Origin of the sequence: Micromonospora sp. FIMYZ51, assembly GCF_038246755.1 — a bacterium.
In the GTDB taxonomy this organism is placed as follows: domain Bacteria; phylum Actinomycetota; class Actinomycetes; order Mycobacteriales; family Micromonosporaceae; genus Micromonospora.
The window spans coordinates 6,882,868-6,908,883 of the sequence record NZ_CP134706.1; the positions used below are offsets into that span (position 1 = coordinate 6,882,868).

22 protein-coding genes and 3 tRNA genes are annotated in these 26,016 nt (G+C 69.6%); 12 read left to right on the plus strand and 13 right to left on the minus strand.

What is annotated here, in order from left to right; genetic code table 11:
- Positions 1-2: 2 nt before the first annotated feature.
- Complete coding sequence (locus QQG74_RS30830; protein WP_341718124.1) at positions 3-1,778, minus strand: ABC transporter ATP-binding protein; 1,776 nt, start codon at positions 1,776-1,778, stop codon at positions 3-5.
- Positions 1,779-1,883: 105 nt separating this feature from the next.
- Between QQG74_RS30830 and QQG74_RS30835 the strand changes: the two genes are divergently transcribed.
- A complete protein-coding gene (locus QQG74_RS30835; protein ID WP_341718125.1) occupies positions 1,884-4,673 on the plus strand; it encodes a BTAD domain-containing putative transcriptional regulator in 2,790 nt (929 codons plus the stop codon).
- A 54-nt stretch (positions 4,674-4,727) separates the two neighbouring features.
- Here QQG74_RS30835 and QQG74_RS30840 read toward each other — a convergent pair whose 3' ends face one another.
- Positions 4,728-5,696, minus strand: coding sequence for a TerC family protein (locus tag QQG74_RS30840; RefSeq protein WP_341721456.1), 969 nt, complete (start codon positions 5,694-5,696; stop codon positions 4,728-4,730).
- 409 nt (positions 5,697-6,105) lie between these two features.
- On the opposite strand from QQG74_RS30840, the gene QQG74_RS30845 reads away from it, so the two are divergent.
- Positions 6,106-6,861, plus strand: a complete 756-nt coding sequence (locus tag QQG74_RS30845) for an alpha/beta hydrolase (protein ID WP_341718126.1) — start codon at positions 6,106-6,108, stop codon at positions 6,859-6,861.
- An 84-nt stretch (positions 6,862-6,945) separates the two neighbouring features.
- On the opposite strand, the gene ygiD is transcribed toward QQG74_RS30845, so the two are convergent.
- The 3 genes from ygiD to QQG74_RS30860 all read right to left on the minus strand — a co-directional run bounded on the left by ygiD (position 6,946) and on the right by QQG74_RS30860 (position 9,002).
- Positions 6,946-7,827 carry a 4,5-DOPA dioxygenase extradiol gene (ygiD, locus tag QQG74_RS30850; RefSeq protein ID WP_341718127.1) on the minus strand — a complete coding sequence of 294 codons (882 nt, stop codon included), beginning with the start codon at positions 7,825-7,827 and terminating at the stop codon, positions 6,946-6,948.
- Positions 7,828-8,051: 224 nt separating this feature from the next.
- Positions 8,052-8,124, minus strand: a tRNA-Arg gene (locus tag QQG74_RS30855).
- A 530-nt stretch (positions 8,125-8,654) separates the two neighbouring features.
- The gene (locus tag QQG74_RS30860) at positions 8,655-9,002 is read right to left on the minus strand and encodes a hypothetical protein (RefSeq protein ID WP_341718128.1); all 348 of its coding nucleotides are present in this window, start codon (positions 9,000-9,002) and stop codon (positions 8,655-8,657) included.
- Here QQG74_RS30860 and QQG74_RS30865 point away from each other — a divergent pair.
- Positions 8,989-9,237, plus strand: a complete 249-nt coding sequence (locus tag QQG74_RS30865; protein WP_341718129.1) for a hypothetical protein — start codon at positions 8,989-8,991, stop codon at positions 9,235-9,237. The two genes, QQG74_RS30860 and QQG74_RS30865, sit on opposite strands and share 14 nt — an antisense overlap.
- Positions 9,238-9,327: 90 nt before the next feature.
- Here QQG74_RS30865 and QQG74_RS30870 read toward each other — a convergent pair.
- Positions 9,328-9,418 (minus strand) — tRNA-Ser (locus tag QQG74_RS30870).
- Between the two features lie 617 nt (positions 9,419-10,035).
- Complete coding sequence (locus tag QQG74_RS30875) at positions 10,036-10,431, minus strand: hypothetical protein (RefSeq protein ID WP_341718130.1); 396 nt, start codon at positions 10,429-10,431, stop codon at positions 10,036-10,038.
- 16 nt (positions 10,432-10,447) lie between these two features.
- On the opposite strand from QQG74_RS30875, the gene QQG74_RS30880 reads away from it, so the two are divergent.
- Positions 10,448-11,092 carry a hypothetical protein gene (locus QQG74_RS30880; protein ID WP_341718131.1) on the plus strand — a complete coding sequence of 215 codons (645 nt, stop codon included), beginning with the start codon at positions 10,448-10,450 and terminating at the stop codon, positions 11,090-11,092.
- A gap of 33 nt (positions 11,093-11,125) precedes the next feature.
- Here the strand turns inward: QQG74_RS30880 and QQG74_RS30885 are convergent, their stop codons facing one another.
- The gene (locus QQG74_RS30885; protein ID WP_341718132.1) at positions 11,126-11,896 is read right to left on the minus strand and encodes a CPBP family intramembrane glutamic endopeptidase; all 771 of its coding nucleotides are present in this window, start codon (positions 11,894-11,896) and stop codon (positions 11,126-11,128) included.
- Between the two features lie 148 nt (positions 11,897-12,044).
- On the opposite strand from QQG74_RS30885, the gene QQG74_RS30890 reads away from it, so the two are divergent.
- Entirely contained in the window at positions 12,045-13,163 is a 1,119-nt protein-coding gene (locus QQG74_RS30890) for a globin domain-containing protein (RefSeq protein ID WP_341718133.1), read from the plus strand.
- Positions 13,164-13,316: 153 nt separating this feature from the next.
- Here QQG74_RS30890 and QQG74_RS30895 read toward each other — a convergent pair whose 3' ends face one another.
- Complete coding sequence (locus QQG74_RS30895) at positions 13,317-14,831, minus strand: peptide deformylase (RefSeq protein WP_341718134.1); 1,515 nt, start codon at positions 14,829-14,831, stop codon at positions 13,317-13,319.
- A gap of 390 nt (positions 14,832-15,221) precedes the next feature.
- Between QQG74_RS30895 and QQG74_RS30900 the strand changes: the two genes are divergently transcribed.
- Entirely contained in the window at positions 15,222-15,944 is a 723-nt protein-coding gene (locus QQG74_RS30900; RefSeq protein ID WP_341721457.1) for a hypothetical protein, read from the plus strand.
- A gap of 51 nt (positions 15,945-15,995) precedes the next feature.
- On the opposite strand, the gene QQG74_RS30905 is transcribed toward QQG74_RS30900, so the two are convergent.
- A complete protein-coding gene (locus QQG74_RS30905) occupies positions 15,996-17,807 on the minus strand; it encodes a hypothetical protein (protein ID WP_341718135.1) in 1,812 nt (603 codons plus the stop codon).
- Between the two features lie 210 nt (positions 17,808-18,017).
- Here QQG74_RS30905 and QQG74_RS30910 point away from each other — a divergent pair, with 210 nt between their 5' ends.
- Positions 18,018-18,728 carry a class I SAM-dependent methyltransferase gene (locus QQG74_RS30910; protein WP_341718136.1) on the plus strand — a complete coding sequence of 237 codons (711 nt, stop codon included), beginning with the start codon at positions 18,018-18,020 and terminating at the stop codon, positions 18,726-18,728.
- A 107-nt stretch (positions 18,729-18,835) separates the two neighbouring features.
- Here the strand turns inward: QQG74_RS30910 and QQG74_RS30915 are convergent, their stop codons facing one another.
- Positions 18,836-19,369: a YbhB/YbcL family Raf kinase inhibitor-like protein gene (locus QQG74_RS30915; protein ID WP_341718137.1), complete on the minus strand. Its 534-nt coding sequence runs from the start codon at positions 19,367-19,369 to the stop codon at positions 18,836-18,838.
- Between the two features lie 129 nt (positions 19,370-19,498).
- Here QQG74_RS30915 and QQG74_RS30920 point away from each other — a divergent pair, with 129 nt between their 5' ends.
- Together QQG74_RS30920 and QQG74_RS30925 are read left to right on the plus strand one after the other, a co-directional pair.
- The gene (locus QQG74_RS30920; RefSeq protein ID WP_341721458.1) at positions 19,499-20,239 is read left to right on the plus strand and encodes a phosphotransferase; all 741 of its coding nucleotides are present in this window, start codon (positions 19,499-19,501) and stop codon (positions 20,237-20,239) included.
- Between the two features lie 279 nt (positions 20,240-20,518).
- Positions 20,519-22,279, plus strand: a complete 1,761-nt coding sequence (locus QQG74_RS30925; RefSeq protein ID WP_341718138.1) for an RNA-binding domain-containing protein — start codon at positions 20,519-20,521, stop codon at positions 22,277-22,279.
- A gap of 289 nt (positions 22,280-22,568) precedes the next feature.
- On the opposite strand, the gene QQG74_RS30930 is transcribed toward QQG74_RS30925, so the two are convergent.
- Positions 22,569-22,655 (minus strand) — tRNA-Ser (locus QQG74_RS30930).
- 149 nt (positions 22,656-22,804) lie between these two features.
- On the opposite strand from QQG74_RS30930, the gene QQG74_RS30935 reads away from it, so the two are divergent.
- A complete protein-coding gene (locus QQG74_RS30935) occupies positions 22,805-23,782 on the plus strand; it encodes an NAD(P)H-quinone oxidoreductase (RefSeq protein WP_341718139.1) in 978 nt (325 codons plus the stop codon).
- Between the two features lie 125 nt (positions 23,783-23,907).
- Here the strand turns inward: QQG74_RS30935 and soxR are convergent, their stop codons facing one another.
- Positions 23,908-24,345, minus strand: coding sequence for a redox-sensitive transcriptional activator SoxR (gene soxR / locus QQG74_RS30940; protein WP_341718140.1), 438 nt, complete (start codon positions 24,343-24,345; stop codon positions 23,908-23,910).
- A gap of 46 nt (positions 24,346-24,391) precedes the next feature.
- Between soxR and QQG74_RS30945 the strand changes: the two genes are divergently transcribed.
- Together QQG74_RS30945 and QQG74_RS30950 are read left to right on the plus strand one after the other, a co-directional pair.
- A complete protein-coding gene (locus QQG74_RS30945; RefSeq protein ID WP_341718141.1) occupies positions 24,392-25,120 on the plus strand; it encodes a transketolase in 729 nt (242 codons plus the stop codon).
- Positions 25,121-25,122: 2 nt separating this feature from the next.
- Complete coding sequence (locus QQG74_RS30950; RefSeq protein WP_341718142.1) at positions 25,123-26,013, plus strand: transketolase; 891 nt, start codon at positions 25,123-25,125, stop codon at positions 26,011-26,013.
- Positions 26,014-26,016: the final 3 nt, after the last annotated feature.

Sequence of the window (26,016 nt, forward strand, 5' to 3'; positions counted from 1 at the left end):
AATCAGCCTTTCGTTGCGGCTGGAGAGGGGTCGGCGGCGGCCGCCAGTAGCTGGGTGGTCGCCAGGGTGCGGTAGAGGTCGTCGTCGCGGAGAAGTTCGGCATGGGTGCCGCGGGCCCGGACGCGCCCGTGGTCGAGCAGCAGGATCTGCCGCGCCGTGGTCACGGTGGAGAGCCGGTGGGCGATGATCAGGACGGTGCTGATGCCCGCCACCTCGTCGATCGCGTCCCGCAGGCTCAGCTCGTTGATGCCGTCGAGCGCCGAGGTCGCCTCGTCCAGCAGCAGGATGCGTGGCCGCCGCAGCAGGGCGCGGGCGATGGCGATGCGCTGCCGTTCTCCGCCGGAGAGGGTCATGCCGCGATGTCCCACGCGGGTGTCGAGCCCGTTGGGCAGACGGTCGACCAGCTTGTCCAGCCGGGTGGCGGCGATTGCGGCGGCCAACTCGGCGGGGCCGGCGTACGGGGCGGCGAAGAGCAGGTTCTCCCGCAGCGTGCCGGAGAGCACCGGAGCGTCCTGCTCGACATAGCCGATCTCGGCACGCAGCCCACCCAGGTCCAGCTTGCGGACGTCCTCGCCGGCCAGCTCGACCACGCCGGCATCGGCCTCGTAGAACCGTTCGATCAGGGCGAAGATCGTGGACTTGCCGGCACCGCTCGGGCCGACCAGGGCGGTGATGCCACCGGCGGGCACCTCGAAGTCGACGCCGTCGAGCACCGGCGGGCCGTCCTCGGTGTACCGGAAGGAAACCGAGCGGAAGGCCAGCGCGGGACCACTGCGGGTGTGCACACCGGCGACCGCCTGGTCGCTCTCGGGCTCGGCGGGAAGCTCGTAGACCTCGGTGATCCGGTCGACCGCGGCGATGCCGGCCTGGAGGCCGCTGACGCCCTGGACCACCTGGTTGATCGGCGAGTAGAGGTAGAAGAGGTACATCAGGAAGGCGATCAACGAGGAGACGGGCAGGTCGCCGGAGGCCACCCGGGCACCGCCGATGCCGAAGACAGCGAGGAACGAGAGCTGGACGACCAGGCCGGAGGCCGAGCCGGCGAGCGCGCTCCACCGGGCGGCCAGGGTCCCCTCGGCGCAGGCGGCATCGATGCTGCGGTGCATGGTCGCGGCCTCCCGCCGCTCGGCACCGTTTGCCTTGATGGTGCGCAGGGCGCCGAGCGCCCGCTCCAGCGCGCCGCCGATGTCGCCGACAGCGTCCTGGGCGCGCCGGTTCGCGGCGCCCAACCGGGGCAGCACGAGCAGGACGGCGGCGCCGACCACCACCATGACCGCGGCGACCACGCCGACAAGTACCGGGTCGAGGTAGGCCATGAAGCCGACCATGCCGAGCAGCACGATCAGGCCGAGGACCAGGTCGACCAGGTCGTTCGTGGTGGCGTGCCGCAGCAGGGTGGTGTCGGAGGTGACCCGGGCCATCAGGTCGCCGGGCGGGGTGCGGTCGACCGCCGGCACCCGCAGCCGCAGCAGCCGGGAGACCAGGTCGAGCCGCACGTCGCGGACGATGCGCTCGGAGGTGCGGTCGATGACGAAACGGCCGGCTGCGGAGATCACGGCGGCACCCAGGACGATCGCGCACAGCAGCACGCTGAGCCAGAAGACCGGGCGGCCGGAGCCGAGCCGGTCGACGAACTCCTTCGCCAGCAGCGGGGTGGTCAGCGCGCCGATGCCACCGACCGAGCTGATCACCGCGCCGAGGATGAGTACCCGGCGGTGCGGGCGGGCATAACCGAGCAACCGCCGGAACGAGGACAGCGCGGGGAGACGCAGATCCATACGGAGCGGTGCCTCCTCGAGCGGTGCCAGGAACAACGCGGCGAAAGCTACAACGGAGGGCGCACATGCCTGGTACATCGCGCGTACATGGGTAAGCTTTCGCAGGTGGCGCTCCGGGCGAATCCCTCCGCAGCAGCGTCCTGTCGCTTCGACCTGCTCGGTCCCCTGCGGGTGTCTCGGGAAGGCGAGGAAATCCCGCTCGTCTCGGTTAAACAGCGCCTGCTGCTGGCCAGCCTGCTGCTGCGCCCGGGAGAGGTGATCAGCACCGACGAGCTGAGCGCGGCCCTCTGGTCGGACGACCCGCCGGCCTCCGCTGCGGCAAACCTCCGGACCTACGTACGCGGTCTGCGGCAGCTTCTCGGCAGCGACCGCCTGCCGTCCGTGCCCGGCGGCTACCAACTGGTGGTCCAGCCCGGCGAGCGCGACCTGGACCGCTTCGACGAGGTGACCGCGCGTGGCCGAGCGGCGCTCGCCGAGGGCCGGCCCGAGGATGCGGCGGCTGACCTGGCCGAAGCGGTCGACCTGTGGCGGGGCGCGCCGCTCGCCGACCTGCCGCTCACACCCGTGCTGGCCCGCCGGGTGCGGCGGCTTGAGGAGCACCGCCTGCTCGCCGAGGAGGACCACGCGGCCGCCCTGTTGCAGGCCGGCGCAACGGCGAAAGTGATTCAGCGGCTACGGACGCTTGTCGACAAGCATCCGCTGCGGCAGCGCGCGTGGGGGCAGCTGATGACGGCGCTCTATCGCACCGGCGACGTCTCCGGCGCCCTCGACGCCTTCCAACAGGCCAGGCAGGCGCTGGCGGAACAGACCGGGCTCGACCCGGGGCCGGAGCTGCGCCGGTTGCACCAGGACATCCTGCACCATCGTGCCGGCCCGGCCCCGGCCGAGGAACAGCCGCCCGGCCGCCGGCCCGCACAGCTGCCGCTCGCGGCGACCGGCTTCGTCGGTCGCGAGCCGGAACTGGCCCTGCTGGACGCCGCAGTGGCCGCAACGGAGCCGGCCACCGTGGTGATCTCGGCGATCAGCGGTATGGCCGGCGTCGGCAAGACCGCGCTGGCGCTGCGCTGGGCCCACCGGGTAGTCGACCGCTTCCCCGACGGCCAGCTCTACCTCAACCTGCGCGGCTACGACGAGGCCGAGGCAATGACCCCGGCCGAGGCGCTACGCAGCTTCCTTGAGGCCCTCGGCGTGCCCGATGCCCGCATTCCGGTCACCACCGACGCCCGGGCCGGTCTCTATCGCAGCCTGTTGGCGGCCCGCCAGATGCTCATCGTGCTGGACAACGCCCGCGACACCGAGCAGGTGCGCCCGCTGCTGCCCGGCACCGGCCACGGCGCCGTCGTCATCACCAGCCGCGACCAGCTCACCGCCCTCGTCGCGGCGGAGCGTGCCCGCTCGGTGACCCTGGACGTGCTTACCGACGAGGAGTCCCGGCGCCTGCTGCGCAACTGGCTCGGCGCCGACCGGATCGCCCGCGAACCGGCCGCGGTCGCCGACATCATCGAGGCCGCGAGCCGCCTGCCGCTCGCTCTGTCCATTGTGGCGGCACGGATCGCCGCCAAGCCGGCCTTCCCGCTCGCCGCATTCGCCGCCGAACTGCGCCCGCGCGACTCCCGACTGGACGCCCTCGCTGACGGCGATGTGCGGCGCGTGTTCTCCTGGTCCTACCGGGCGCTGAGCGAGCCGGCCGCGCGGCTGTTCCGCCTGCTCGGCCTGCATCCCGGCCCCGATTTCACCAGCCCGGTCGCCGCGGCACTGACCGGCGTCGAGCCGGCCAGGGTCCGCTCGACGCTGCGCGAGCTGACCCGGCTGCACCTGCTCATCGAGCATCAGCCCGACCGCTACACGCTGCATGATCTTCTGCGGACCTACGCGGCCGAGCTGGTCGGCGAGTCCGAGCCGGACGATCAGCGGGAGGCCGCCCTGCACCGCCTGTTCGACTACTACCTCCACACGGGCTACCCCGCAGCTCGCCTGCTCCAGCCGCAGTGGCAGCCGATCACGCCCGAGCCGCCGCTGCCGGCGAGCTTCGCGACGCCGCCGACCGCCCGCGAGACGGCCCTCGACTGGTTCACCACCGAACACCACGTGCTGGTCCGGATCGTGCGGCAGGCGGCCGAGTTCGGCTTCAACTCGTACGCCTGGCAGCTCGCCTGGGCGGTGACGGCGTTCCTCGCTCCGCGCGGTCTCTGGCAGGACCAGCTCGCCGTCCAGGAGGTCGCCGTCTCCGCCGCCGAGAAAGCCGGCGACGAGTCCGGACAGGCTCTGTCGAACCGCCTGCTGGCCCGCGCCGCCCTGCGCCTCGGCAGGCACGACGACGCCGAGACCCGGCTGGAGTCGGCGTTGTCACTCTACGAGCGGATCGGTGACCTGGCCGGGCAGGCGCAGGTCCTGCACAGCCGCACCGAGTTGGCGTACGAGCGAGGCCGCCCCGACGAGGCCATCGCGCACGGTGAGCGAGCCCTGGTGCTGCACCGCCTGGCCGGCACGCCCGCCGGTGAGGCGCGCACGCTGAACGCGATCGGCTACATCCAGGCGACGACCGGCGACTTCCACCGGGCCATCACCCACTGCACGGAGGCCCTGAGCATCCTGTGGAAGATCGACGACCACAACGGGCAGGCGGCCACGCTGGACAGCCTGGGCTTCGCCTACGCCGGGCTGGGTGATCACGGCCACGCCGCCGAACTGTACGAACAGTCGATCCAGCTGTTCCGCGACTCCGCCGACCGCTATCACGAGGCGGAGACGCTGACCCGGCTCGGCGACGTCCGGCTGGCCATGGGCGACCGCGAGGCGGCCCGCTCGGCGTGGCAGCTGGCCGTACGCATCTACGAGGCCCTGGACGACCCGGCGGCGGACGACGCCCGCCGCCGGCTCTCCCAGCTCGCTTAGCGAAGCCATTCTCGGTCGAGGTTCACTCCCTGCTTTACCGCGGCCCCTTCGTGGTCATCGCCCGCCCGGCGCGTTTGTGGAAGGCTCGGCCGGCGCGCCGTCGATGGTGGTACCACGGGTACTGCGCAGGCTCGAGACGATGGAGACGGTGATCGTCGCGACGATCACGCCGAGGGTGACCGGGATGGGAAGCTTGCCGACCGGGGTCTCGGACAGGATGAGCTTGACGCCCGCGAAGACGAGCAGGACGGCCAGGCCGTAGTGCAGGTGCACGAAGCGGCGCAACAGCCCGGCCAGGCAGAAGTAGAGGCTGCGCAGGCCGAGGATGGCGAACGCGTTGGCGGTCCAGACAATGAACGTGCTTGTGGTGATCGCCAGGATCGCGGCGACGGAGTCGATGGCGAAGATCAGGTCGGTGGCCTCGACCGCGATGAGCACGACGAACAGCAGGGTGGCGACGCGCTTGCCGTTGACTCGGGTGAAAAATTTGTCGCCGTGGTAGGCCGGGTCGGTCGGAATGACGCGGCGGACCAGGCGCACAGCGGGGTTACGGTCGGGCAGAGTCTGCTCGCCGTGCTGGAACGCCATCTTGTAGCCGGTGTAGATCAGGAAGGCCCCGAAAACGTACGCGGTCCAGAAGAAGGTCTCCAGCAGTTCGGCGCCGACGAAGATGAACACCAACCGGAACGCCAGGGCACCGATGACGCCCCAGAAGAGCACCTTGTGCTGGAAGGCGGCGGGGACGGCGAAATAGCTGAAGATCAGCGCGAAGACGAAGACGTTGTCGATCGACAGCGCTTTCTCGATGAGATAGCCGGCGTAGTAGGTGCCAGCCACTTCGCCGCCCTGCCAGGCCCACAGCACGACGCCGAAGAGCAGTCCGGCGGCGATCCAGATGCCGGACCAGATCGCGGCCTCCCGGAAGCCGATGACATGGTTGTCGCGGTGCAGGAACAGATCGATCGCGAGCATTGCGGCGATCGCCAACATCAGCAGCGCCCAGACCCACCAGGAGACGGTCATGCGGGAATGCCTTTCGTCCAGCCGGCCGGGCAGCAGCCGGCACTGTCGGACGAAGGTCTCCCCGGGCCACCGCATCGGTGGCTGCGCGGCCGGAACCCGGATAGGCCGAGAACGTACTGACGGCGGCGCGTGGATCGTCGGGTACTCCCCCTCGAACTACGATCCATTATTCACGAAGCATGCTTCCCATGTCAACGCCCACCCGTCTGTGCGGCCATCCGTGGGAACTCCTGGTTCTTGTGCGCTCGCTGGCTCCCCGCACGTGTCGCAGCCTGATCGTAGGCTCACCGTCATGACGACGAGACGGACAATCACCCTTGCCGCGCCCGGTGTCGACCTGGTCTATGACGTGCGCGGACCACTCCCGCCAGCTGGCGGTCGGCCCGCACTACTCATGATCGGTCAGCCGATGACGGCGGAGGGCTTTGACGCCCTCGCCGCTAACTTCACGGACCGCACGGTTGTCACCTACGACCCGCGCGGCCTGGGCCGCAGCATCCGCACGGACGGCCGGTCCGACCACACGCCGCAACAGCAGGCAGCCGACCTTCACCTGCTGATCGAGGCGCTCGACGCCGGGCCGGTCGACGTATTCGCGAGCAGCGGCGGCGCGGTGACCGCGCTCGAACTGGTCGCGACCCACCCCGGCGACGTCGTCACGCTGGTCGCACACGAGCCGCCGATCAACGCCGTGCTGCCCGACGCCGCAGGCGCCGAGCGCGCCCGGGCCGCCTTTCACGAGGCATACCAGGCGAACGGCTTCGGCGCGGGCATGGCCGCATTCACCGCGATGACGTCCTGGCAGGGCGAGTTCACCGACGACTACTTCGCCCAGCCCATGCCTGACCCGGCGATGCTCGGCATGCCGGCTGACGACGGCACCCGCGATGATCCGTTGTTGTCGAAGAACTCGTGGGCGATCAGTGACTACCGACCCGACCCGGGCCTGCTCACCGCGGCATCGACCCGAATCGTGATCGCGGTCGGAGAGGAGTCGGCGGGAACCTATACCGCGCGTACGGCCATCGGCACTGCGGCGTTGCTCGGCCAGGAGGCCGTGGTGTTCCCAAGCCATCACGGCGGCTTCCTCGGCGGTCAGTTCGGTTACGCGGGCAAGCCCGAGGAATTCGCCGCGAGGCTCCGCGAGGTTTTGGCCGCCGGCTGACGATCGCCGGTCCACGTAGTCGGTGTCGCGCTCTTCTCGGCTAAGAGCGTATGCGCCGGTCGGTCGCCGGCCGCGCGTGCCAGGTCAGATGTTCGAGGTGTCGGGCGGCAGGTCGTCCGGAGGCCGCGGGGACCCTTTTTCGCTGGTGACCTCTGGGCAGGCGAGACCGAGGGTGTAGGCCGTCATCGAAAGCGAGCCGTAGGCGTAGCCGTCCACCAGCACGTCGATGTCGGAGATGCCCGAAGCCGAGGCGAGGCCGGCGAGGTACAGCGCCGGGATGAAGTGGTCGGGCGTCGGCACGGCGAGGCGGTAGTCGCGGTGGCTGTCCAGGGCCGCGAACTCGGCGGGGTCGCTCAGCATGCGGGCCTTGGCGTCCTCGTCGAAGCGTCGCGCCCAGTCGTACCCGTCGTCGGTGAGTCTCCAGTCCATGCTGCGGAGGTTGTGCACCACGTTCCCGCTGGCGACGATGAGAACACCCCGCTCACGCAGCGTGGCCAACTTGGCACCGAGCTCGACGTGGTAGTCGAACGGCTTGTCGGCGTTGATGCTGAGCTGCACGACGGGGATGGACGCGTCGGGAAAGGCGTGCGTCAGGACCGACCAGGTGCCGTGGTCGATGCCCCAGCTGTCAACGTCCGCGCCGATCCAGGTCGGGTGGACGACGTCGCTGATCTCGGTGGCCAGCTCGGGCAGCCCGGGCGCAGGGTACTGGACGTCGAAGAGTTCCTGCGGGAACCCATAGAAGTCGTGGATCGTCCGGGGCCTGGGCATGGCGGTGACCGCGGTGGCGTTGATGTACCAGTGCGCGCTGACGACGAGGATGGCCCGCGGGCGGGGCACGGACGCGCCAAAGGCCCGCCAGGCCGTGGTGTAGCGGTTGACTTCGAGGGCGTTCATCGGGTTGCCGTGGCCGAAGAACACCGCGGGCATGAGACCCGTCGACCCGTCGGTGGCTGATGCGCTCACGATCGTGGCCCTCCTCGGTGCGCGTGTCGCCTGCCAGCGAACGGCAGGTGGCCGTGCCGGGCACGCCTTCAGACTAGGGCTTCCGGCAGAGCCAGGGGATCGTCAACGGCTCTGGCGTACTCGGCCACACGGCAGCTGAGCATTCGGAACAGGACGGCAACGACTCGACAAAAAGCAAAGGCGTCTGACCTACACTTCCGCAGGTCAGACGCCTTATGATCTTGCGCGCCCGAAGGGACTCGAACCCCTAACCTTCTGATCCGTAGTCAGATGCTCTATCCGTTGAGCTACGGGCGCTGGTGCTCGGCCAGTTTACACACCTGGCCTTCGCGTGCAGACTTCGGGACCCGCCGGTCGACTCGTCCCAGATCGCCTGCCTTCGGCGACCACGTTACCCGACCAAGGTCCCACCCACGCAACGGGGTTCCGCGTTGCTGCCACCTCCCCGCCCTGGCCGCCGCCGACCGACAGGCAGCCACGTACGCAGCCGTGAGCCAGGCTCCGGTCTCGCTCGACCGGGGAGAACAAAGCGACGATCCACGCGGCAGGTTGCCTTGGACATTTCTCGATCCCTCGCAACAATCGGGCAAAACACGCTAACGGCCCGCTGGCTCTCACGGAAGTGAGATCACTATGAAAAGGTCCATTCGGATAGGCGGCGCGCTGGGCATCGTCACCCTTGCCCTCTCCGCCTCGGCCGCCGCGACGTCGCGCCCGCTGCTGCCACCAACCACCGGCTGGGCCGAGGGCGACCTGCCGCCGGTGACCCAACCGTTTCCCACTCCTGGGTCCGAGCCCAGTTGGCAGGGGTACGTGGCACCGCCGCGCTACCCGATGGCCACGCCGTCGAGCGCCTCAGCGCCGGATCCGTCCCGCTCGACTGCAAAACCCGTGCCAGGCCCGACCGGCCGCGTCGGTGAACCTGCGCCAAGCTCGACCGGCGCCCCCGCGAAACCCGCGCCAAGCCCGACCGGCACCCCCGCGAAGCCGCAGGAGAGGCCAGCCACGAAGCCGCAGGAGAAACCAGCTACGAAACCGAAGGACAGGCCAGCTACCAAGCCGAAGAAGACGCCAGCTGCGAAGCCGGAGGTCGTCCGGCTCACCCCGGTCACCGCGCTCGGGTCGCAGGCGACCATCGACCGGCGAAGGTTGGTGACCTGGATGACGTCGCCCACCTGCCTCCTCGCGGGGCACGACTACGCCGGCTGGGACTGGATCGACGACCTGGAGAAGGGCACGATCGTCAAGGTCACCACCGGCCCGTGTGCCGGACGCTACCGAGTGACCGGCCACCGGTGGCAGGCACGCAAGGGCGGGCCGATCCCCTCCTGGATGAGCCGCACCGACCTGGTTCTTCAGACCTGTACCGGAGCTTCGGGCACCGGCTTCAGCCTCGCCCGGCGACTCTGATCGGCTGCGGCGCAGCACAAGAAAAGCCGCGTCCCAGCGGACGCGGCTCAAGATCTTGATGTTGGACGATGTTCCGCCCGGCCTTTCGAGCGGAGACTCCGGGATTCGAACCCGGGAGGGGCTTTAAGACCCCAACCGCATTAGCAGTGCGGCGCCATAGACCAGACTAGGCGAAGTCTCCCCGGTGGCCCGCAGACCACCGCGCCCGAGGATACAGGCCACGCCCGGCCGGGGGCAAAGCGACTACCGGAACGAGGCGTCCGAGGTCGGATCGGCCGCTTATCACCGCTGTGCGCAGCCGTGATCAGGACTACGCTCCATCGACATGCAGGAGCAGCCGCCCAGCGAGGAGACCAAGCCGGAATCTGCCGAGCGAGCACGCCGGCGCTCCCCGAAGGCGACCTTCACGCCGCCGCCCGTACCCACACCGCCGGCCCAGGACCCGCCGGGTGACTCCGACCCGCCGCGCCGTCGGCGAACGAAGGCCGCCCCGAGCGTGTTCTTCCAGCCGCCGCCGGCCCCGGAGCAGTCGCCGCCAGTCCCCGGATCGGTCGTACCGCCGGTGACGTCGGCGGCGCCGTTCGCGGTGGCCCCGGCAAACGCCGAGGAGCACCGGGACGCGCAGCCGGCACCGGCACCGAACGCCCGGGGCCGCCGGTCGACTGCCGCCGCAGCGTCGAGCCCCACCTCGACGGGAGGGCGGGCCGCCCCGAGACCGAGGAAGACCGCCGCCAGGAAGGCCGGGCCACAAGTTACCGAAGCCGAGCAGACCGGAGCCGAACCACAAGTGACCAGCCCTCAGCCGACTGAAGCCGGGACCGAAGCGGTTGCCGCCCCACCGGCCGAGGCCGGCAAGGATGCCGCACCGGGTCGGGCCAAGAAGGCAACGGCCAGGAAGACGCCCGCGAAGAAGACGGCGGCGGCACCGGTCAAGGCCACGCGGGCCCGAAAGGCCAGCACACCCGCCACGAGCACGAGCACGGACACCGCCACAAGCACGGACACAGCCACGGCCACGGCCACGGGCACGGACACCGCCACGAGCACGGACACAGCCACGGGCACGGGCACGGGCACGGACACCGCCACGGGCACGGGCACGGACACCGCCACGGGCACGGGCACGGACACACCGACGGACACAGCCACGGCCACGAGCACGGACACACCGACCACGGACACAGCCACAGCCACCGTCCCGAGCACAGGTATGGGCACGGAATCGGAGCTGCGGGCGCTCGTGGCGCGCGTACGCGATCATCCGGGTTTTGCTCCGGAGTTGCTGGCGCTGACCGCGGTGGAGGCGCTCGGCCCACCGGCCGGCGCGTGGGCCCGGCGGCTGCGGGAGACCTACCCGCAGGCGGACGGCGACGGGCTGGCCCGGCTGGCGACCCAACGGTTCGTCCGGCAGGCCGCGATCGGTGGCGCAAGCGCCGCCCTGGCCGGGGCCTTCGCTCCGGCGGTCGAGTTGGCTGCGGTGCTCTGGTCACAGGCGAACCTGGTGCTGCACCTGGCGGCGGCGTACGACCGCGATCCGGCGCACCCGGAGCGGGCGGCGGAGCTGCTGGTCCTGACCCAGGTGCATCCGGACCTGACAAGCGCGCGAATGGCGCTGGCGGCGGCGCGGGCGGCCGACGGGCCAGCTGAGGCGCCGGGGCCGCGCGCGGTGGAGGCCGCCTGGCGGCTGGCCGCCCCGCTTACCGCGCAGGCCAGTGGCTGGCTGGCCCTGCGGCTGGTGTCCCGACTGATCCCCGGTGCGGCGGTGCTCGCCGCGGCAGCCGGTGACTCGGCCGCCGCGCAGCGCCTGGCCGCCCGCGCCATCGCCAGCTACCGCCCACCCCGCCGGCCGAGTTGACCGGAGGCCGGGTCGAAGCCAGGTGAACCCGGGTCAGAGCCAGCTGAACCAGGACTTGGGCAGCAGGGTGTAGCCGAGGAAGGCGAAGATGTCGAGCAGGGCGTGCGCCACGATCAGCGGCATGACCCGGCGGGTACGCAGGTAGAAGAGGCTGAACACGACACCCATCACCGCGTTGCCGACGAACGCGCCGAAGCCCTGGTAGAGGTGGTAGGAGGCGCGTAGCAGAGCGCTGGTCGCGATGATCGCGGTGACCCGCCACTGGAGTTGGCGCAGCCGGGTCATCAGGTAGCCGACCACGATCACCTCCTCCAGGATCGAGTTCTGGAAGGCGGCGAGGATCAGCACCGGCACCGTCCACCAGAGGTCGGGCAGCGCGGCCGGTACCAGTGTGGCGTTGAGTCCGAGCTGGGCCGCCGCCCAGAACAGCGCCAGGCCGGGCAGACCGATCAGCGCCGCCAGCCCGGCGCCCTGGGCGAGGTCGACCCCGGGTCGCCGGCCGTCCAGGCCGAGGGTCCGCACCGGGTCGCCGGGGTTCCGCGCCAGCAGGTGTACGGCGAGCAGCACCGGCAGCAGCGCGAACACGATGCCGAGCAGCTGGTACGTCAGATCGAGGTAGGGCCGGGCCGACGCGGAGGTGTTCAGGGCGGCGGTCTGCTTCGACAGCCCACCCTCGGCGGTGAGCTTCGCGATGATCGACACGGTGGCGTAGACGGCGGACTGCCCGAGCGACAGGCCGAGCACCAGCAGCGTCTCGGTGCCGAGCGTCCGACGGGACACCGGACGGGTGAGCTCAATGGTCACCGGACCACTCTGCCCGACCGGGCGCGCTGGTGACAGCCAGGGCCGCGAGTCATCGTCGCGAGCCGATCGCACATTCTGTGCGACCTGTCGACACGCTCCGTGGACATTCTATGCGGGCCCGATCCGCCAGCAGAAGTAAGGAGCGCCCGTGGACACCTTCGCGCGGCTGCTGAAGGAGAGCTGGACCCTGATCGAGCAGGATCGGATCCGGCTGACCGAGCACTTCTACGCCCGGGCCTTCCTCCTCGACCCGGAGCTGCGCAGGCTCTTCCCGGTGCAGATGAGCGGCCAGGGTGACCGGCTGCTGGAGGCGATCATCGCGGCGATCCACACGGTGGACGACCCGGAGGGCTTCGACGAGTTCCTCCGGGCGCTCGGCCGGGACCACCGCAAGTACCACGTCGACCCGGCCCACTACGACACGATGGGCGAGGCGCTGCTCGACGCGCTGCGCAGCACCGCCGGGGACGGCTGGAACCTGGCGTACGACCAGGCGTGGCGGGACGCGTACGCGGCGATCGTGGAGAAGATGCTCGCCGGGGCCGCCGCGGACACCAACCCGCCGTTCTGGCACGCCGAGGTGCTTACCCATCAGCGGTACGGTTCGGACACCGCCGTCTTCACCTGCCGGGCCCTGCAATTTCCGCTCTCCTGGAAAGCGGGGCAGTACGTCAGCGTCGAGGCTCCCCGCTACCACCCACGGGTGTGGCGGACGTATTCGGTGGCGAACGCGCCGAACGACGAAAACGTGCTGGAGTTCCACGTGCGTACGCCGGAGGGGGCCGGTTGGCTCTCCGGTGCCCTGGTTCGTCGGCTGAAGCCGGGTGACCTGCTGCGGGTGGCCGCGCCGATGGGCTCGATGACGTTGGACCGGTCGTCGGAGCGGGACATTCTCTGCGTCGCCGGCGGTGTGGGGCTGGCCCCGATCAAGGCGCTTGTGGAGGAGTTGGCCAGCTTCAACCTGGCCCGCTGGGTGCACGTCTTCTACGGTGCCCGGACCGAGGCGGACCTTTATGGCCTGGATGGGTTGCGGGATCTGGTGACCGCCCATCCGTGGCTGTCGGTCACCGCCGCGTGCGGCGACGATCCGGACTTCGACGGTGAGCACGGCGACATCCCGGAAGTGGTGTCCCGCTACGGTCCCTGGACGGCGCACGACTGCTACGTCTCCGGTTCGGCTCCGATGGTCCGGGCCACCCTGCGGGTACTCGCCGCCGACGACGTCCCGCCACAGCGCATCCGGTACGACACCTTCGGCAACCTGTAGAGCTTTCCTCCCCCCGAACCGGGGCGCGTGCCCCTGCCCCCTGGGGCACGCGCCCCGGTCCCCCCCGATCGGGCGGACCCGCACCGCCCCGCGCGACCATGTCCGCCCGCCGTCGTTCCCACCGGGCGGGCATGGTCGCGCCTTCGGGGTGGGTCAGTACCGCCAGGGGTGGCCGGATTCGCGGTACTCCTCGATCGGCACCAGCGGCACCCCGGGTGCCATCCGGTCGACGTAGAGCCGCCCGTCCAGGTGGTCGACCTCGTGTCCCACCAACCGGGCCATGCCGAACTCGAACGAGGTGATCACCCGGCTGCCGTCGAGCTGCGCGTGCTCCACATCCAGTCGTAACGGTCGGGGCACCAGTCCACGATGGTCGAAGAAGGAGAGGCAGCCTTCGTACTGTTCGTCGGTGTCCATGGAGGCGTCGACCATCCGGGGGTTGAGCAGCACCACCGGCTCGGCGGTGCGATCGGCCGGGCGGATCACCGCAGCCGCGCGGTCGATGCCGAGCTGCGGGGCGGCGATCCCCACCCCTTTGGCGAACGGATGCAGCTCGTCGAGTCGGGCCAGGGCGGTGAACAGGCGTTCGACGGTCTCCCGGGCGACCGCCTCCTCGGCGGGCAGGTCGAACGGACGGGCCGGCTGCCGGAGCAGGTCCGCGCCGCGCTGCACGATGCCGAAGGCGCGCATCCGCTCGGACGGTTTCACCCGCTCGGCCTCCGGGTCGAGGTCCGGCTGGGCGCGGAAGCGCCACTGCAACCGGTACCGCGCGTTCAGCGGTGGTTCGTCGGTGGCCCACTCGAAGATCGCCCGTTCTCCCTCGTCGTGCCGGACGATCGCCGTACGCAGCGGTCCCTCCTCCGCCGAGAGCGAGGTTTCCGCACCCCAGACCTGTGGGTCCAGCTCCGTCGGCAGGTCCAGCCGGATGGCGAGGTGACGGGTCGGTACGCGGACCGCCCGCTGGAACCAGGGACCCCACTTGTCCCGCCCGACCAGGTACGTGTACTCGATTGTGGCCCGCCGGCCGGGGTAGAGCGGGAAGCGCCGTTCGGCGTTCTCGAAGAGCAGCCAGATCTCCTTGAACGCGTCCCGGTCGTGCTTGGCCCGCCAGTGCATGGCCTCCTGCTCGCCGGCTTCCTCCCGGTACGCGCGCAGGTGCAGCTCGGCGAAGGTGAGCGGGCGTTCCCGGTGGTGCCGGTTGGACCGACCCGGATCGTTGGGGTAGCGGTCGACGGCGACCCGGACCAGGTAGCGGGTGACCGGCTCGGTGCCGGCGTTGTACAGCTCGCGACGCACGACGCAGCGGTAGCCGCTGTCGGTGTGGATCAGGTTGGCCGTCTCGCGTTCGACGATGAGTCCGGTGCCGGGCGGCAGCCAGCGGTCGGGTGGGGTGGGCTCCCGTTGGCTGCGCTCGGTGCGGGCGTGGCGCAGGTGGTCGTACTCCCGGAAACGCTGCCAGATCGCGCCGCTGGCTTCCAGCACGGCCTCGGCCCGGCGGGCGAAATCCTCGGTGGGCCGGTGCCGCCGCCCTTCCACGTGGCTGACGTAGGAAGGGTCGAAACCCATGAGCGTCGCCAGCTGTTTCTTGGAAAGCCCCCGCTCCATCCGGTGCCGTGCGAGCTCGGCGGCGAAGGAGTCGGCAGCCCGATCGAGCGGTGAGGTCGTCATCAGCTTCCTCGTGGCCGGGAGTACAAGTTTCACGTTTGGCTGCCGGACACGCACAGGTACTGGCACCTTCTCGACAAGACGCTTGACCGGTGAGCGATTTCTGCCGATACTGCGCCCAGTCTCCGGATCATTACCCTCAGTGACACATCCCGAGCGATGCGCCCGATTGCCCCACGCTGGGTGACCCCTACGCCGCGCGGCAGTCGGTGCGAGTGATTCGAACCTCTGTCTTTGCCACCTCATCGAGGGTTCCCCACCGCCAGGAAGTGTGGTTAGGCTAGCCTTAGTCGACAGCTGGCGTGCCGGACGGAGGTGGAGCAGGTGACAGCCGTGCTGCCCGTGAACCCCCCGGCCACCCCACTCGGCCCGGTCACCGCGACCCTGCGGGCCATGTTCGGCACCGACGTCCTCCCCGGGCTCGCGCCGGGGCTGCTCGTCGCCGACGAGGCCGGCTGGGCTCCGGCGACCACCCTGACCGACGGCAGTCGGCTGCCGGAACTGCTCGACTCGGCCGCCCGCCTCTGGGGCGGCACCCCGCACGCCTCCGCGGCACTCGCCTGGAAGGCGTACAGCTACTGGGCGGCGCTGCCGGTGGTGCTCGGCTGGGCCGCCGCCCGGCGGGTGCCTCTGCTCGATCCCACCGACACGCTCATCCACTTCGCGGATCGGCGCACGCTGGTGACCCTGGGCCTGCGCCGGTCGACCCCGATCGCGGTGCTGCCCACCGACCCGTTGGCGGTCACCGGGGCAGCTGAGGTGCAGGTGGTGGCCGACGAGCAGGAGTTGCTCGGCACGCTGCGCAGCACGCTGCTGGACGCCCACCTCACCCCGATGATCACCGCGATCCAGGGCGAGGTCCGCATCGGCACCCGTACGCTGCTCGGCTCGGTGGCCTCCGGCATCGCGTACGGCCTGCTGCACGCCGCCGACGGGCTGCCCGGCTCGGCGGTCGAGGCGGTCGACACGCTGCTCGACACGCTCGACCTGACCGACCTGGTGGAACTGGTGCCCGGCCCGAAGGGTGAACCCACCGTGCAGCGGCGCACCTGCTGCCTGGCCTTCACCCTGCCCAAGCCGAAGGTCTGCCAGGGCTGCTGCATCCGTACCCCCTGACCATGCCCCCGAGCCGCATCCGCACCCCCTGACCCACGCCCGCCGATCGGCTCAGTCGGTAAGCGGGCGGACGTCCCAGAGCCACACGCCGCCGGTGTGGGTCGGCTCGATCCCGGTCAGCTCGGTCATTCCCGCGCGCAGCGCGTCCGCGCGCTCGTGCCGGCCGAGGATCACCACGCCGGCTCGCCAGTAGCGCAGGTCCTCGACCGCGTTGCGGCGGGTCTGCGCAGTGACCGCCGGCACCTCGCCGGTACGCCGGATGCTCGCGAAGAAACTGCTCGTCGGGCGCGGCGGCGCGGTGAACAGGGCCACCCGGTCCTTGCCGGGCCGGGTGTCCGGCCCGAGGAAGTAGCCCCGGGCGATCGGCATCGCCAGCCGGGTCTGCGCGGACCAGCGCAGCGGCTCGGTGTACTCGGTGTCAGGCAGCGGCAGGGTCACCACGCTGCGCCCGCCGGCCAGATACGGCCGCCAGGCACCGGAGGTGACGAATTCGGGAGTCGGTTCGAGGCGTCTGGTCGGCAGCGGGGTGGGCAGCAGCGGCACCAGCGCCATGGCCAGTACGGTCACCGTGCCGAAGCGGATCTGCGAGCGCCGGTCCGGATACCTGGCGGCCAACTCCCGGACCCGCTCCGCGCCGTACGCGAGCAGCAGCCCGATTATCGGCGTGATGGCCAGCGACCAGCGGGTCGGCACCACCGAGTGCAGCACGGGCAGGTCCTCCAGCAGCGCCCACGGCCCCGGCACACCGGTCCCCTTCCGCTCGAAGCGGATCTCCCGACCGAGGGACAGCAGCGCGAAGACCAGGCCGAGCGCCGCCAGGCCGAGCACCACCACGTTGCGGCGCAACCACCAGACCAGCGCCGCCACCAGGATCAGCAGCGGCCAGCCGAAGAAGGCGTTCTCCTCGGTGGGGTTCTTGGCCAGCCCGGCCGCGCCGCGTGCGTCGCCGGCCAGCGACTCCCGGGAGTACGCGAAGAACGAGGCGAGGTCGGTGGAGTAGCCGCGGATCACCCAGGGCAGCCCGCGATAGGCGCCCGGACCGAAGAACTGCACGTAGAGCGGGTACGCCAACAGCCCGCCGGAGATCAGCACGGCCACGCCCAGCCCGGCCAGGAACGGACGGGCCCGACCGCGCACCTCGGGCCGACCGAGCACCAGCGCGACAACCACCACGCCGAGGCCGATCGCGGTCATCAGCAGGATCTCCAGATTCAGGAACGCCTGCCAGACGATCACCAGCGCGAGCAGCGCGCCGTTGCGCAGCCAGCGGCCGGGCTCGGCCAGCCGCACGGTACGCCAGATGATCAGCGGCACCACGTACTGCGACACGATGTTCGGGTGCGCGTTGGCGTGCGAGACCATGGCCGGCGCGTACGCGCAGAACGTCGCGCCCAGCCAGGCCGGCCCACGCGCGCCGATGAGCACCCGGGACAGCACGAAGTACCAGGCGGTCGCCGTGGCGATCATCCCGAGGGTGAGGAAGAGCAAAAAGGCGGTACGCGTACCGAAGAGCAGGGTGATCGGAGTCATCGGCAGGGAAACGGACAACACCGAGGTGTTTGCCATGAGATTTACCGATTCGGGGACATTCATCCGATCTGATGAGAACGGGTAGGCGAGTTCGGTGACCACCCGGGCGCCGTGCGCCATCATCCATTCGAACTGGTCCATATCGGTTGGATTGTCGCGAATGCCGTCAGCGGGATTTCGCCACATCCGGGCCGTGATCCAGAAGCCGAACGCCGCGAAACTCACCACGGCAAGCACGTCCCGCCACCACCCGGGACCCGACCTCCCGAGCCCTTCGGCCCGCTCGGGCCGCACGGACTCCTCGGCAGATCGGCCCGAATCAGGAGTAGTCATAGCAATTCAGAGCGTAGTTGGCGCAATGCCGTCAGCGTGCAGGGTTCGGGCCCCTCGCGTAGTATCTTGCGGGTTCGCTGACCACCACCGATCGTGCCCATAACCCCGACCAATTCGGCCACCGCGGGCCCCGATATCCCCGCCTTCCGCGCGGATGGTTCACTCAGTCGGTCCCGGCGCGGGTCGAGTCGTATCGTGAGGAATCGACGCATGGCAGAAATCACTGGGGATCAGCGCGTGCAGTCCGAGGTCCTGGAGGGCCTCGCCACCGCGGTCAACCACCGACGCTGGTTCGTCGAGCTGGCACTGCCCTACCTCGGCGACAATCCGATCGAGATCGGCAGTGGGCTCGGTGATTACGCCCTTGAGTGGTCCGACCATCTCCCCCGCTTCACCGCCACCGAAGCCGACCCGGACCGCCTGGTCGCGCTGAAGGAGCGGCTCGCCGACCGGCCGAGCATCGAGGTACGCCAGATGCTGCTGCCGCACTCGGAGCGCAGTGACTACAGCGCTGCCGTCTCGTACAACGTCCTGGAGCACATCGAGGACCACGTCGGTGCGCTCAGCAGCATGCGCCAGCTGGTCCGGCCCGGCGGTGCGGTGATCATCATCGTGCCGGCGTTCGAGTTCGCGATGAGCCCGGCGGACATCGCCACCGGCCACGTCCGGCGCTACACCAAGAAGACCCTGTCGACGGCGATGACCGAGGCCGGTCTGCGCGTCGAGAAGATCCACTACGCGAACGCGCTCGGCCTGATCGGTTACTTCATGGCCACCAAGGTCTTCCGGCTGATGCCGAAGGAGGGCCCGATGGTGAAGGTCTACGACACCCTCGTCCTCCCCGCCACCAAGGCCGCCGAGCAGGTCGTCCGCCCACCCTTCGGCCAGTCCGTCTTCGCCGTGGCCCGCACCCCCTCCTGACCGCCCCTTTATTTGACGTCGATCAAGAGGTTTGCGTCAGAATCCGACGGGTCGCTGACGCAAACCTCTTGGTCAACTAGCGGGGCTGGCCGGCGGCCGGGGCTGGGTCAGCCGGCGATCTGGTAGGTGGGGCGGGTGGTGGCTCGGGCCAGGGTGTGGAAGGCAAGGTTGAAGCCGACGTAGGCCGGCGTGGCGTCCGGGGTGACGTCGAGGCGCTCCACGTCGAGCGCGTGCACCGCGAAGACGTACCGGTGCGGCCGGTCCCCGGGCGGCGGCGCGGCACCGCCGTAACCCTGCTCGCCGTAATCGTTGCGCACGGTGAACGCCCCGTGCAGATCGTCACCGGAAGCGCCGCGCGGCAACTCCGTCACCTCGGCCGGCAGGTTGACCAGCACCCAGTGCCAGAACCCACTGCCGGTCGGCGCGTCCGGGTCGAAGCAGGTCACCACGAAGCTCTTGGTCTCCGCCGGAAAATCCGACCAGGCAAGCTGCGGCGAGACGTTGTCGCCGCCGGTGCTTGGGTGCGCGTGCGCCGCGTCCATCGGCTCACCGTTGCGCACGTCATCGCTGGTCACGGTGAACGAAGCAACGGTCGGCAGCAGCTCGTACGGGTCCGGGGCGATCGGTCGTTCCAGGGACATCGACACAGGTTCCTTCCGGTGGATGTGCTTCTCTGCGCACCCTTCATACCCCGCGAGCCGCCCGCATTCGAGCAAACCGCATACCGACTCTGGTCCTGAGGAGGGCACCACATGGAATTTCGGGGCGGAATGAACGTCGTGCACCGGCACGGTGACGTCGTCCACCGGCCGGTGTCACCAGCCACGCCAGCGATCCATCGACTCCTGCGGCACCTGCACGACCACGGGTTCCATGGCGCTCCCGAGCCACGCGGCTTCGACAGCGAGGGCAACGAGATGGTCACCTTCCTCGACGGTGCGGTGCCCGACGCGCTCACGCCGGAGCTGCGTACGCACGATCTCCTCACCTCCGCAGCCGCCCTGCTACGGGCTCTGCACGACGCGAGCGTCACGTTCCGGCCGCGCCCCGACGACCCCTGGCTCGTGCCGGCCCGGCACCCGGCCGAGGTCATGTGCCACGGCGACGCCGCCCAGTACAACTGCGTGGTCAGGGACGGCCGGGCGGTCGGCTTCATCGACTTCGACGCGGCCCACCCGGGACCACGCAGCTGGGACGTCGCCTATGCCGTCTACCGGTTCGCACCGTTGCAAGGGCCGGACAACCCGGAGAGCTTCGGCACACCGCAGCAGCAGGGCCGTCGGGTCGCCGACTTCTGCCGCGCGTACGGGCCGCAGGTGGGTGCCGAAGTCATCGACGTCGTCCCGGACCGCCTACAGGCGCTCGTCGACTTCATGCACGAGCAGGCCAGCCAGGGCAACGAGGCGTTCCAGCGGCACATCGCGGAAGGGCACGCCGATCTGTACGCGGCGGACATCCGCTACGTACGGACCCACCGCGACATCCTGCGCGCCGCCTTCGAACCGAGCTAGCCGATGCGCGGCGGGCACCAGTCACGCCATCCACCGGTCGGCGGCCAATGGTCGGTCATGATGACCAGCGGGTCTGTCTCAGCCGACGAACGCAGGAGACTCCAGCAGTCCGCGGAGCGCAGCCGAGGTCCGGCGTCGGCTACGTCGCTGTCGCTACAGAGAAGCAGGGGCGCTCCGTAGTCCTACAAACACGCCGCATCACCACACCGGACCTCTAACCTTTGAGGCGACTTTGGGGCTAGTCTGCTTCTGTCACTTCCCCCAAAGGAGTCCCAAAGGGTGTCCCACGCTGTACATCAGGATCTTGAGGCCATCCTCGCCGGCACTGCGGCGCGGAAGCGTGAGAGCAGCATCCTCGACTTCAAGGTGGCCAAGTCCGACCTCAAGGAGGCATGGGCAGACTTGGCCGAAGCGGCCGTCTGCTTCGCGAACGCATCCGGCGGAACAATAGTCGTCGGAGTTTCCGACACCCCGGGAGGACCTGGGGCGTTCATTGGGTGCGAGCTGGACGAAAATATCTTGCGTCAGCGCATCTACCGCCTTACAGTGCCGGGGCTTCTTGTCGAGGTAGAAGTGGTCCGCTTCGCCGACAAGCGCCTCCTAGCAGTCAGGGTGCCAGAAGGGTTGGAGGTGTATTCCACCACTCGCGGATACACCTACCACCGAGTCAATGACGAATGTCTCCCTATGCGTCCCGCCGAGGTAAGCCGGCTGACAGAGGAGCGCAGAGGAGTCGACTGGTCTGCAGCGTCCAGCTCACGCTCTTTAGAGGATGTCGATCCTCTTGCTCTTAGACAGTGCAGGCGCCTTCTCTCCAATTCCGTCGACTCTCGACGCCAGTCATACGCGCGCCTTTCGGACAATGACCTACTCCGATCATTGAAAGCAGTAGGCGACGACGAAAAGCTGACCCACGCGGGTGAACTACTACTTTGCACAGCTGCCTCGTCCGCCCCGGTAGATGCAGTAGTTTATCAACATAGAAGGACCCAGGCAGGGGAGCCCGATGCCATCATGCGTCTGGGCACCCCGCTCGTCCTCGCGTTCGATGAGCTCCTACAGGCAATCCGCGCACGCCAGGGAATAACCCCAGTGACGCTAGCTGATGGACAGCAGCTTCAGATTGAAGACTATCCGATGGCTGCGGTGCGGGAAGCCGTCGCGAACGCCCTCATCCATGGCGACTGGCGCGCCCGCCTGCCTGTCTCGGTCGAGCACTCGACGCAGTACCTGAAAGTGACATCCCCCGGACCACTGGTAAGTGGCATCACTGTCAACAACATACTGACCAAGGGATCCAGGGCACGCCATCCTGCGTTAGCCTCCGCTTTTCGCCTGCTTGGCCTGGCAGAAGAAGTGGGGCAGGGCGTTGACCGCATGTACCGGGAGATGATCCGGTCCGGTCGAGACACACCTCTTATCTCCGAAGACAACGACCAGGTAACCGTTCTTTTTCGCGGGCAGGCACCCAATACTCGCATTACGAAATTCCTAGCGACGCTTCCTCCGGAAGAACAGGACGACACGGACGCCCTCCTGATTGTCCTCGTTCTTTGCTCTAAACGAACGATCACAGCGAAGCAGCTAGCGCCAATCATTCAGCGCTCCGAACTGGAAGGGCAGGCCGTATTGCGACGCCTGTCAAGTGATCCGTCCATGCTATTGGAGCCAACTAGGGGAACAGCGAATCGCACTCAACCAACCTACCGGTTAACAGCTGACGCCCTCACCCGTCTAGGAAACGCCGTTTCTTACCATGGGCGCACGAGCGATGAGGTAGACCGGAAGATAGTCGAACACATGCGGGACTATGGCGAGATCAACAACAGAACAGTGCAACGCCTGTTTGATGTCGACGTGTACGCGGCACGCGACATTCTAAAAGACTTGGTCGAGAGGCAGATCATTACCCGAACGTCCGAGCAAACACGCGGAGTCGCTGTTCGGTACGGCCAGGGTTCACTTTTTCCGACGGTAGGCAAAAAGGGGAGCTTCCCGAAGAGCAAGAAGGTCACCGACTCAGGAGATAAGCTTTTCTAGTCTCCGCTAAGACCGGTGATGCCCAGCGAGCCCGCCGGTGGCAGCCACGGCTTGCAGGACCGGTGCGGGGTCTGGTTTCATCCGGTCCCGGATCGGCGTATCCCCGGCCGACCACCGGCGACACGTACGCGGTGAGCCGGTGCGCCGCCTGCTACGCGCTCACCGCGCCAGCCGAGTTGTTGCCAACCGTGCGTCTTCTGCGGCACCGAGCGAGACAAAGTGAGACTCATGGAAGCGCCCCTGATCAGCGTTCGCGCTGATCAGGGGGCGTTTTTGTGGTTCTGGGATGCGGAGGGTGTGGGATTCGAACCCACGAAGACATCGCTGCCTTACCGGTTTTCAAGACCAGCGCCATCGGCCACTAGGCGAACCCTCCCGAGCCGCGCACCGCGCGGCCGTGCCTAGTCTGCCATGCCCGCCGGACCGGGGAGCGGCCGAGGGCTACCCGATCGGCCATGATCACTTACGCTGCGTGGCGTCGGAATGGTACGTGGTAGGGCGGGTTGATCGGGTATGACTGGGCCTATGCGTGCGATCACGATCCCGGAGCCTGGCGGACCCGACGTGCTGAGCTGGAGCGAGGTGCCCGACCCGGAGCCGGGGCCGGGCGAGGTGCTTGTCGACGTACGCGCCACCGCGGTCAACCGGGCCGATCTGCTGCAACGGCAGGGGCACTATCCGCCGCCACCGGGCGCGCCCGCGTACCCGGGACTGGAATGCTCGGGGGTGGTGAGCGCGACCGGTCCAAAGGTGACCGACTGGCGGGTGGGTGACCAGGTCTGCGCGCTGCTGGCCGGCGGCGGGTACGCCGAGCGGGTGGCCGTGCCCGCCGGGCAGTTGTTGCCGGTGCCGGCCGGGGTGGATCTGGTCGATGCTGCCGCGCTGCCCGAGGTGGCGTGCACGGTCTGGTCCAATGTGGTTGGTGTGGGCCGGCTGGTGGCCGGCGAGACGCTGCTGGTGCACGGCGGTGGCAGCGGGATCGGTACCTTCGCGATTCAACTGGGCAAGGCGCTGGGCGCGACCGTGCTGGCGACCGCGCGGTCGGTGAAGCATGACCGGCTGCGCGACCTGGGCGCCGATCATCTGATCGATTATCGGGAGCAGGACTTCGTCGAGGAGGTCCGCAAGGTCACCGACGGGCGGGGCGCGGACGTCGTGCTCGACATCATGGGTGCGTCGTACCTGGGCCGGAACGTCGCCGCCCTGGCACCTGACGGGCGGCTCGTGGTCATCGGCATGCAGGGCGGGCGCAAGGGTGAACTGGACCTCGGCGCGCTGCTGGCCAAGCGGGGCACGGTGGCCGCCACCGCACTCCGCTCCCGCCCGCTGGAGCAGAAGGCCGCGATCGTCAAAGGGGTACGCGACCAGGTCTGGCCGCTGATCGAGGCGGGCCGGATCCGCCCGATCATCGACCGCCGACTCCCCATCAGCGAGGCCCCCGCCGCCCACCACCTGGTCGAGTCCAACGACCACCTGGGCAAGGTCCTGCTCACCCTGCCCTGACCCATCCCCGGGTCACCGCCGGCAACTTCAACGCCGACAACTTCAACGCCGACAACCGGCAGGCGCCGGGGCCGGCAGAGGACAGGCGAGGGACCGAGGCTGGCAGGGCAGGCAGAGGCCGGGGGTCAGCGGGGGAGGGTCAGGCGGGGGCCGGGGCCTTCGTCGGAGAGTTGGTCCTCGGGGTTGTAGAGGGAGCAGCGGCGCAGCGACAGGCAGCCGCAACCGATGCAGCCGTCCAGGTCGTCCCGGAGCCGGTTCAACAGCCTGATCTTCTCGGTCAGCCGGTCCCGCCAGACCGTGGAGATCTGCGTCCAGTCGTCGGCGGTGGGCGTACGCGCGGCGGGCAGCGAGTCCAGCGCGGCCCGGATCTCCTCCAACGAGATGCCGACCTGCTGCGCGATCCGGATGAAGGCCACCCGGCGCAGTTCGCCACGGTGGTAGCGACGCTGGTTGCCGCCGGTGCGGTCGGCCCGGATCAGCCCCAGCCGCTCGTAGTAGCGCAACGCGGAGGGCGCCACCCCGCTGCGGGCGGCGAGTTGTCCGATGGTGAGAGCTTCCTGCATCACTCTGCCTTGAGTTGAACCGCGCTTCAACTTGCAGGCTATCCGTATGACCTCACTCGCCACCATCACGCACCGGATCACCGAAGCCGCCGCCCCACTCGACGGCCGACACCAGGTTGCGCCGCTGTTGGAGCGGATTCGCGCCGGTCGGGAATTCGGCTCCAACGTGTACTCGACCCTCGACGTGCTCTGGGTGCTCTACGACCGGGTGCTGCGGATCACACCCGCCACGGTCGACGCGCCCGACCGGGACCGGTTCCTGCTCTCCAAGGGGCACGCGGTGGCCGGCTACTACGCGGTGCTGGCCGCCAAGGGTTTCGTCCCGCCCGACTGGCTTGACGATCAGGGTGGTCCGGAGAGCCGACTGGGCGACCACCCGGACCGCACGCTGGTGCCGGGGGTGGAGATCGGTTCCGGCTCGCTCGGGCACGGCCTCGGCCTGGGCGTCGGCACCGCGCTCGGGTTGCGCGCCCAGGGCCTGCTCGACCCGCAGGTGTACGTCCTGGTCGGCGACGCCGAACTGGACGAGGGCTCCAACCACGAGGCGATCGCGTACGCGGGTGCGGCCGGCCTGGCGAACCTGACCGCGATCGTGGTGGACAACTCCTCCGCCACGCACGGCTGGCCGGGTGGGGTGGCGAGCCGGTTCACGGTAAACGGGTGGACCGCCGCCACGGTCGACGGGCGGGACCACGAGGCCCTGCACGCCGCGCTCACCGGACATCACGGCCACCGGCCGCACGCCGTCGTCGCGGTCGTGGACACCAAGGAGTAGCCATGCGACAGAGTTTCATCGACACCACCACGGCGCTGCTGGCCGAGAATCCGCGTACCGCGCTGGTGCTCGCCGACATCTCCGCCGACGCGTTCGCACCGGCCGCCCGACGGCACCCGGATCGGGTGATCAACGTCGGCATCCGGGAGCAGTTGATGCTCGGTGTCGCGGGTGGGTTGGCGCTGACCGGGCTCCGGCCGATCGTGCACAGCTACGCGCCGTTTCTCGTCGAGCGGGCGTACGAGCAGATCAAGCTGGACCTCGACCACCAGGCGGCGAGCGCGGTGCTGGTCAGCGTGGGCGCCTCGTACGACCGGGCGGCGGCCGGGCGGACCCACCTCAGCCCGGCCGACGTGGCGCTGTTCGACACGCTCTCCGGCTGGACGGTGCACGTGCCGGGGCATCCGGCCGAGGTACCCGACCTGCTACGGACCACGGTGGCCGGCGACTCCTCGGCGTACCTGCGATTGTCGACGCGACGCAACGCGCGCCCGTACGGCGGCGACGGTGACCTGGTGGTGCTGCGGGCCGCGGGGGCCGGCGCGCCGCTGCTGGTCGCGGTCGGCCCGGTGCTGGACGCGGCGCTCGCGGCGACGGCGGACCTGCCGGTGACGGTGGCGTACACCCATCGGCCGCGCCCGTTCGACACCGCCGGCCTGCGTGCCCTGGCCGGCAGCGAGGTGATCCTGGTCGAGCCCTACCTGGCCGGCACCTCGGCCCGGGTGGTCACGGCGGCGCTGGCGGACCGGCCGCACCGGCTGCTCGCGCTCGGGGTGGGCCGGGAGGAGCTACGGCGTTACGGCTCGGCCGAGGATCACGACCGCTGGCACGGGCTGGACCCGGCCGGGCTGCGCCGCTCGCTCACCGACTTTTGCGCTCCCGCGCTGGTCTAGCGG

Coding starts and splice junctions, on each gene's coding strand:
- QQG74_RS30945 (WP_341718141.1), top strand. CDS start 24,392: ATGACCTCACTCGCCACCATCACGCACCGGATCACCGAAGCCGCCGCC.
- QQG74_RS30845 (WP_341718126.1), top strand. CDS start 6,106: ATGACGGCGGAGGGCTTTGACGCCCTCGCCGCTAACTTCACGGACCGC.
- QQG74_RS30830 (WP_341718124.1), bottom strand. CDS start 1,778: ATGGATCTGCGTCTCCCCGCGCTGTCCTCGTTCCGGCGGTTGCTCGGT.
- QQG74_RS30920 (WP_341721458.1), top strand. CDS start 19,499: ATGAACGTCGTGCACCGGCACGGTGACGTCGTCCACCGGCCGGTGTCA.
- QQG74_RS30840 (WP_341721456.1), bottom strand. CDS start 5,696: ATGACCGTCTCCTGGTGGGTCTGGGCGCTGCTGATGTTGGCGATCGCC.
- QQG74_RS30900 (WP_341721457.1), top strand. CDS start 15,222: ATGTTCGGCACCGACGTCCTCCCCGGGCTCGCGCCGGGGCTGCTCGTC.
- soxR (WP_341718140.1), bottom strand. CDS start 24,345: ATGCAGGAAGCTCTCACCATCGGACAACTCGCCGCCCGCAGCGGGGTG.
- QQG74_RS30950 (WP_341718142.1), top strand. CDS start 25,123: ATGCGACAGAGTTTCATCGACACCACCACGGCGCTGCTGGCCGAGAAT.
- QQG74_RS30880 (WP_341718131.1), top strand. CDS start 10,448: ATGGGCACGGAATCGGAGCTGCGGGCGCTCGTGGCGCGCGTACGCGAT.
- QQG74_RS30865 (WP_341718129.1), top strand. CDS start 8,989: ATGACGTCGCCCACCTGCCTCCTCGCGGGGCACGACTACGCCGGCTGG.
- QQG74_RS30895 (WP_341718134.1), bottom strand. CDS start 14,831: ATGACGACCTCACCGCTCGATCGGGCTGCCGACTCCTTCGCCGCCGAG.
- QQG74_RS30905 (WP_341718135.1), bottom strand. CDS start 17,807: ATGACTACTCCTGATTCGGGCCGATCTGCCGAGGAGTCCGTGCGGCCC.
- QQG74_RS30935 (WP_341718139.1), top strand. CDS start 22,805: ATGCGTGCGATCACGATCCCGGAGCCTGGCGGACCCGACGTGCTGAGC.
- QQG74_RS30915 (WP_341718137.1), bottom strand. CDS start 19,369: ATGTCCCTGGAACGACCGATCGCCCCGGACCCGTACGAGCTGCTGCCG.
- QQG74_RS30910 (WP_341718136.1), top strand. CDS start 18,018: ATGGCAGAAATCACTGGGGATCAGCGCGTGCAGTCCGAGGTCCTGGAG.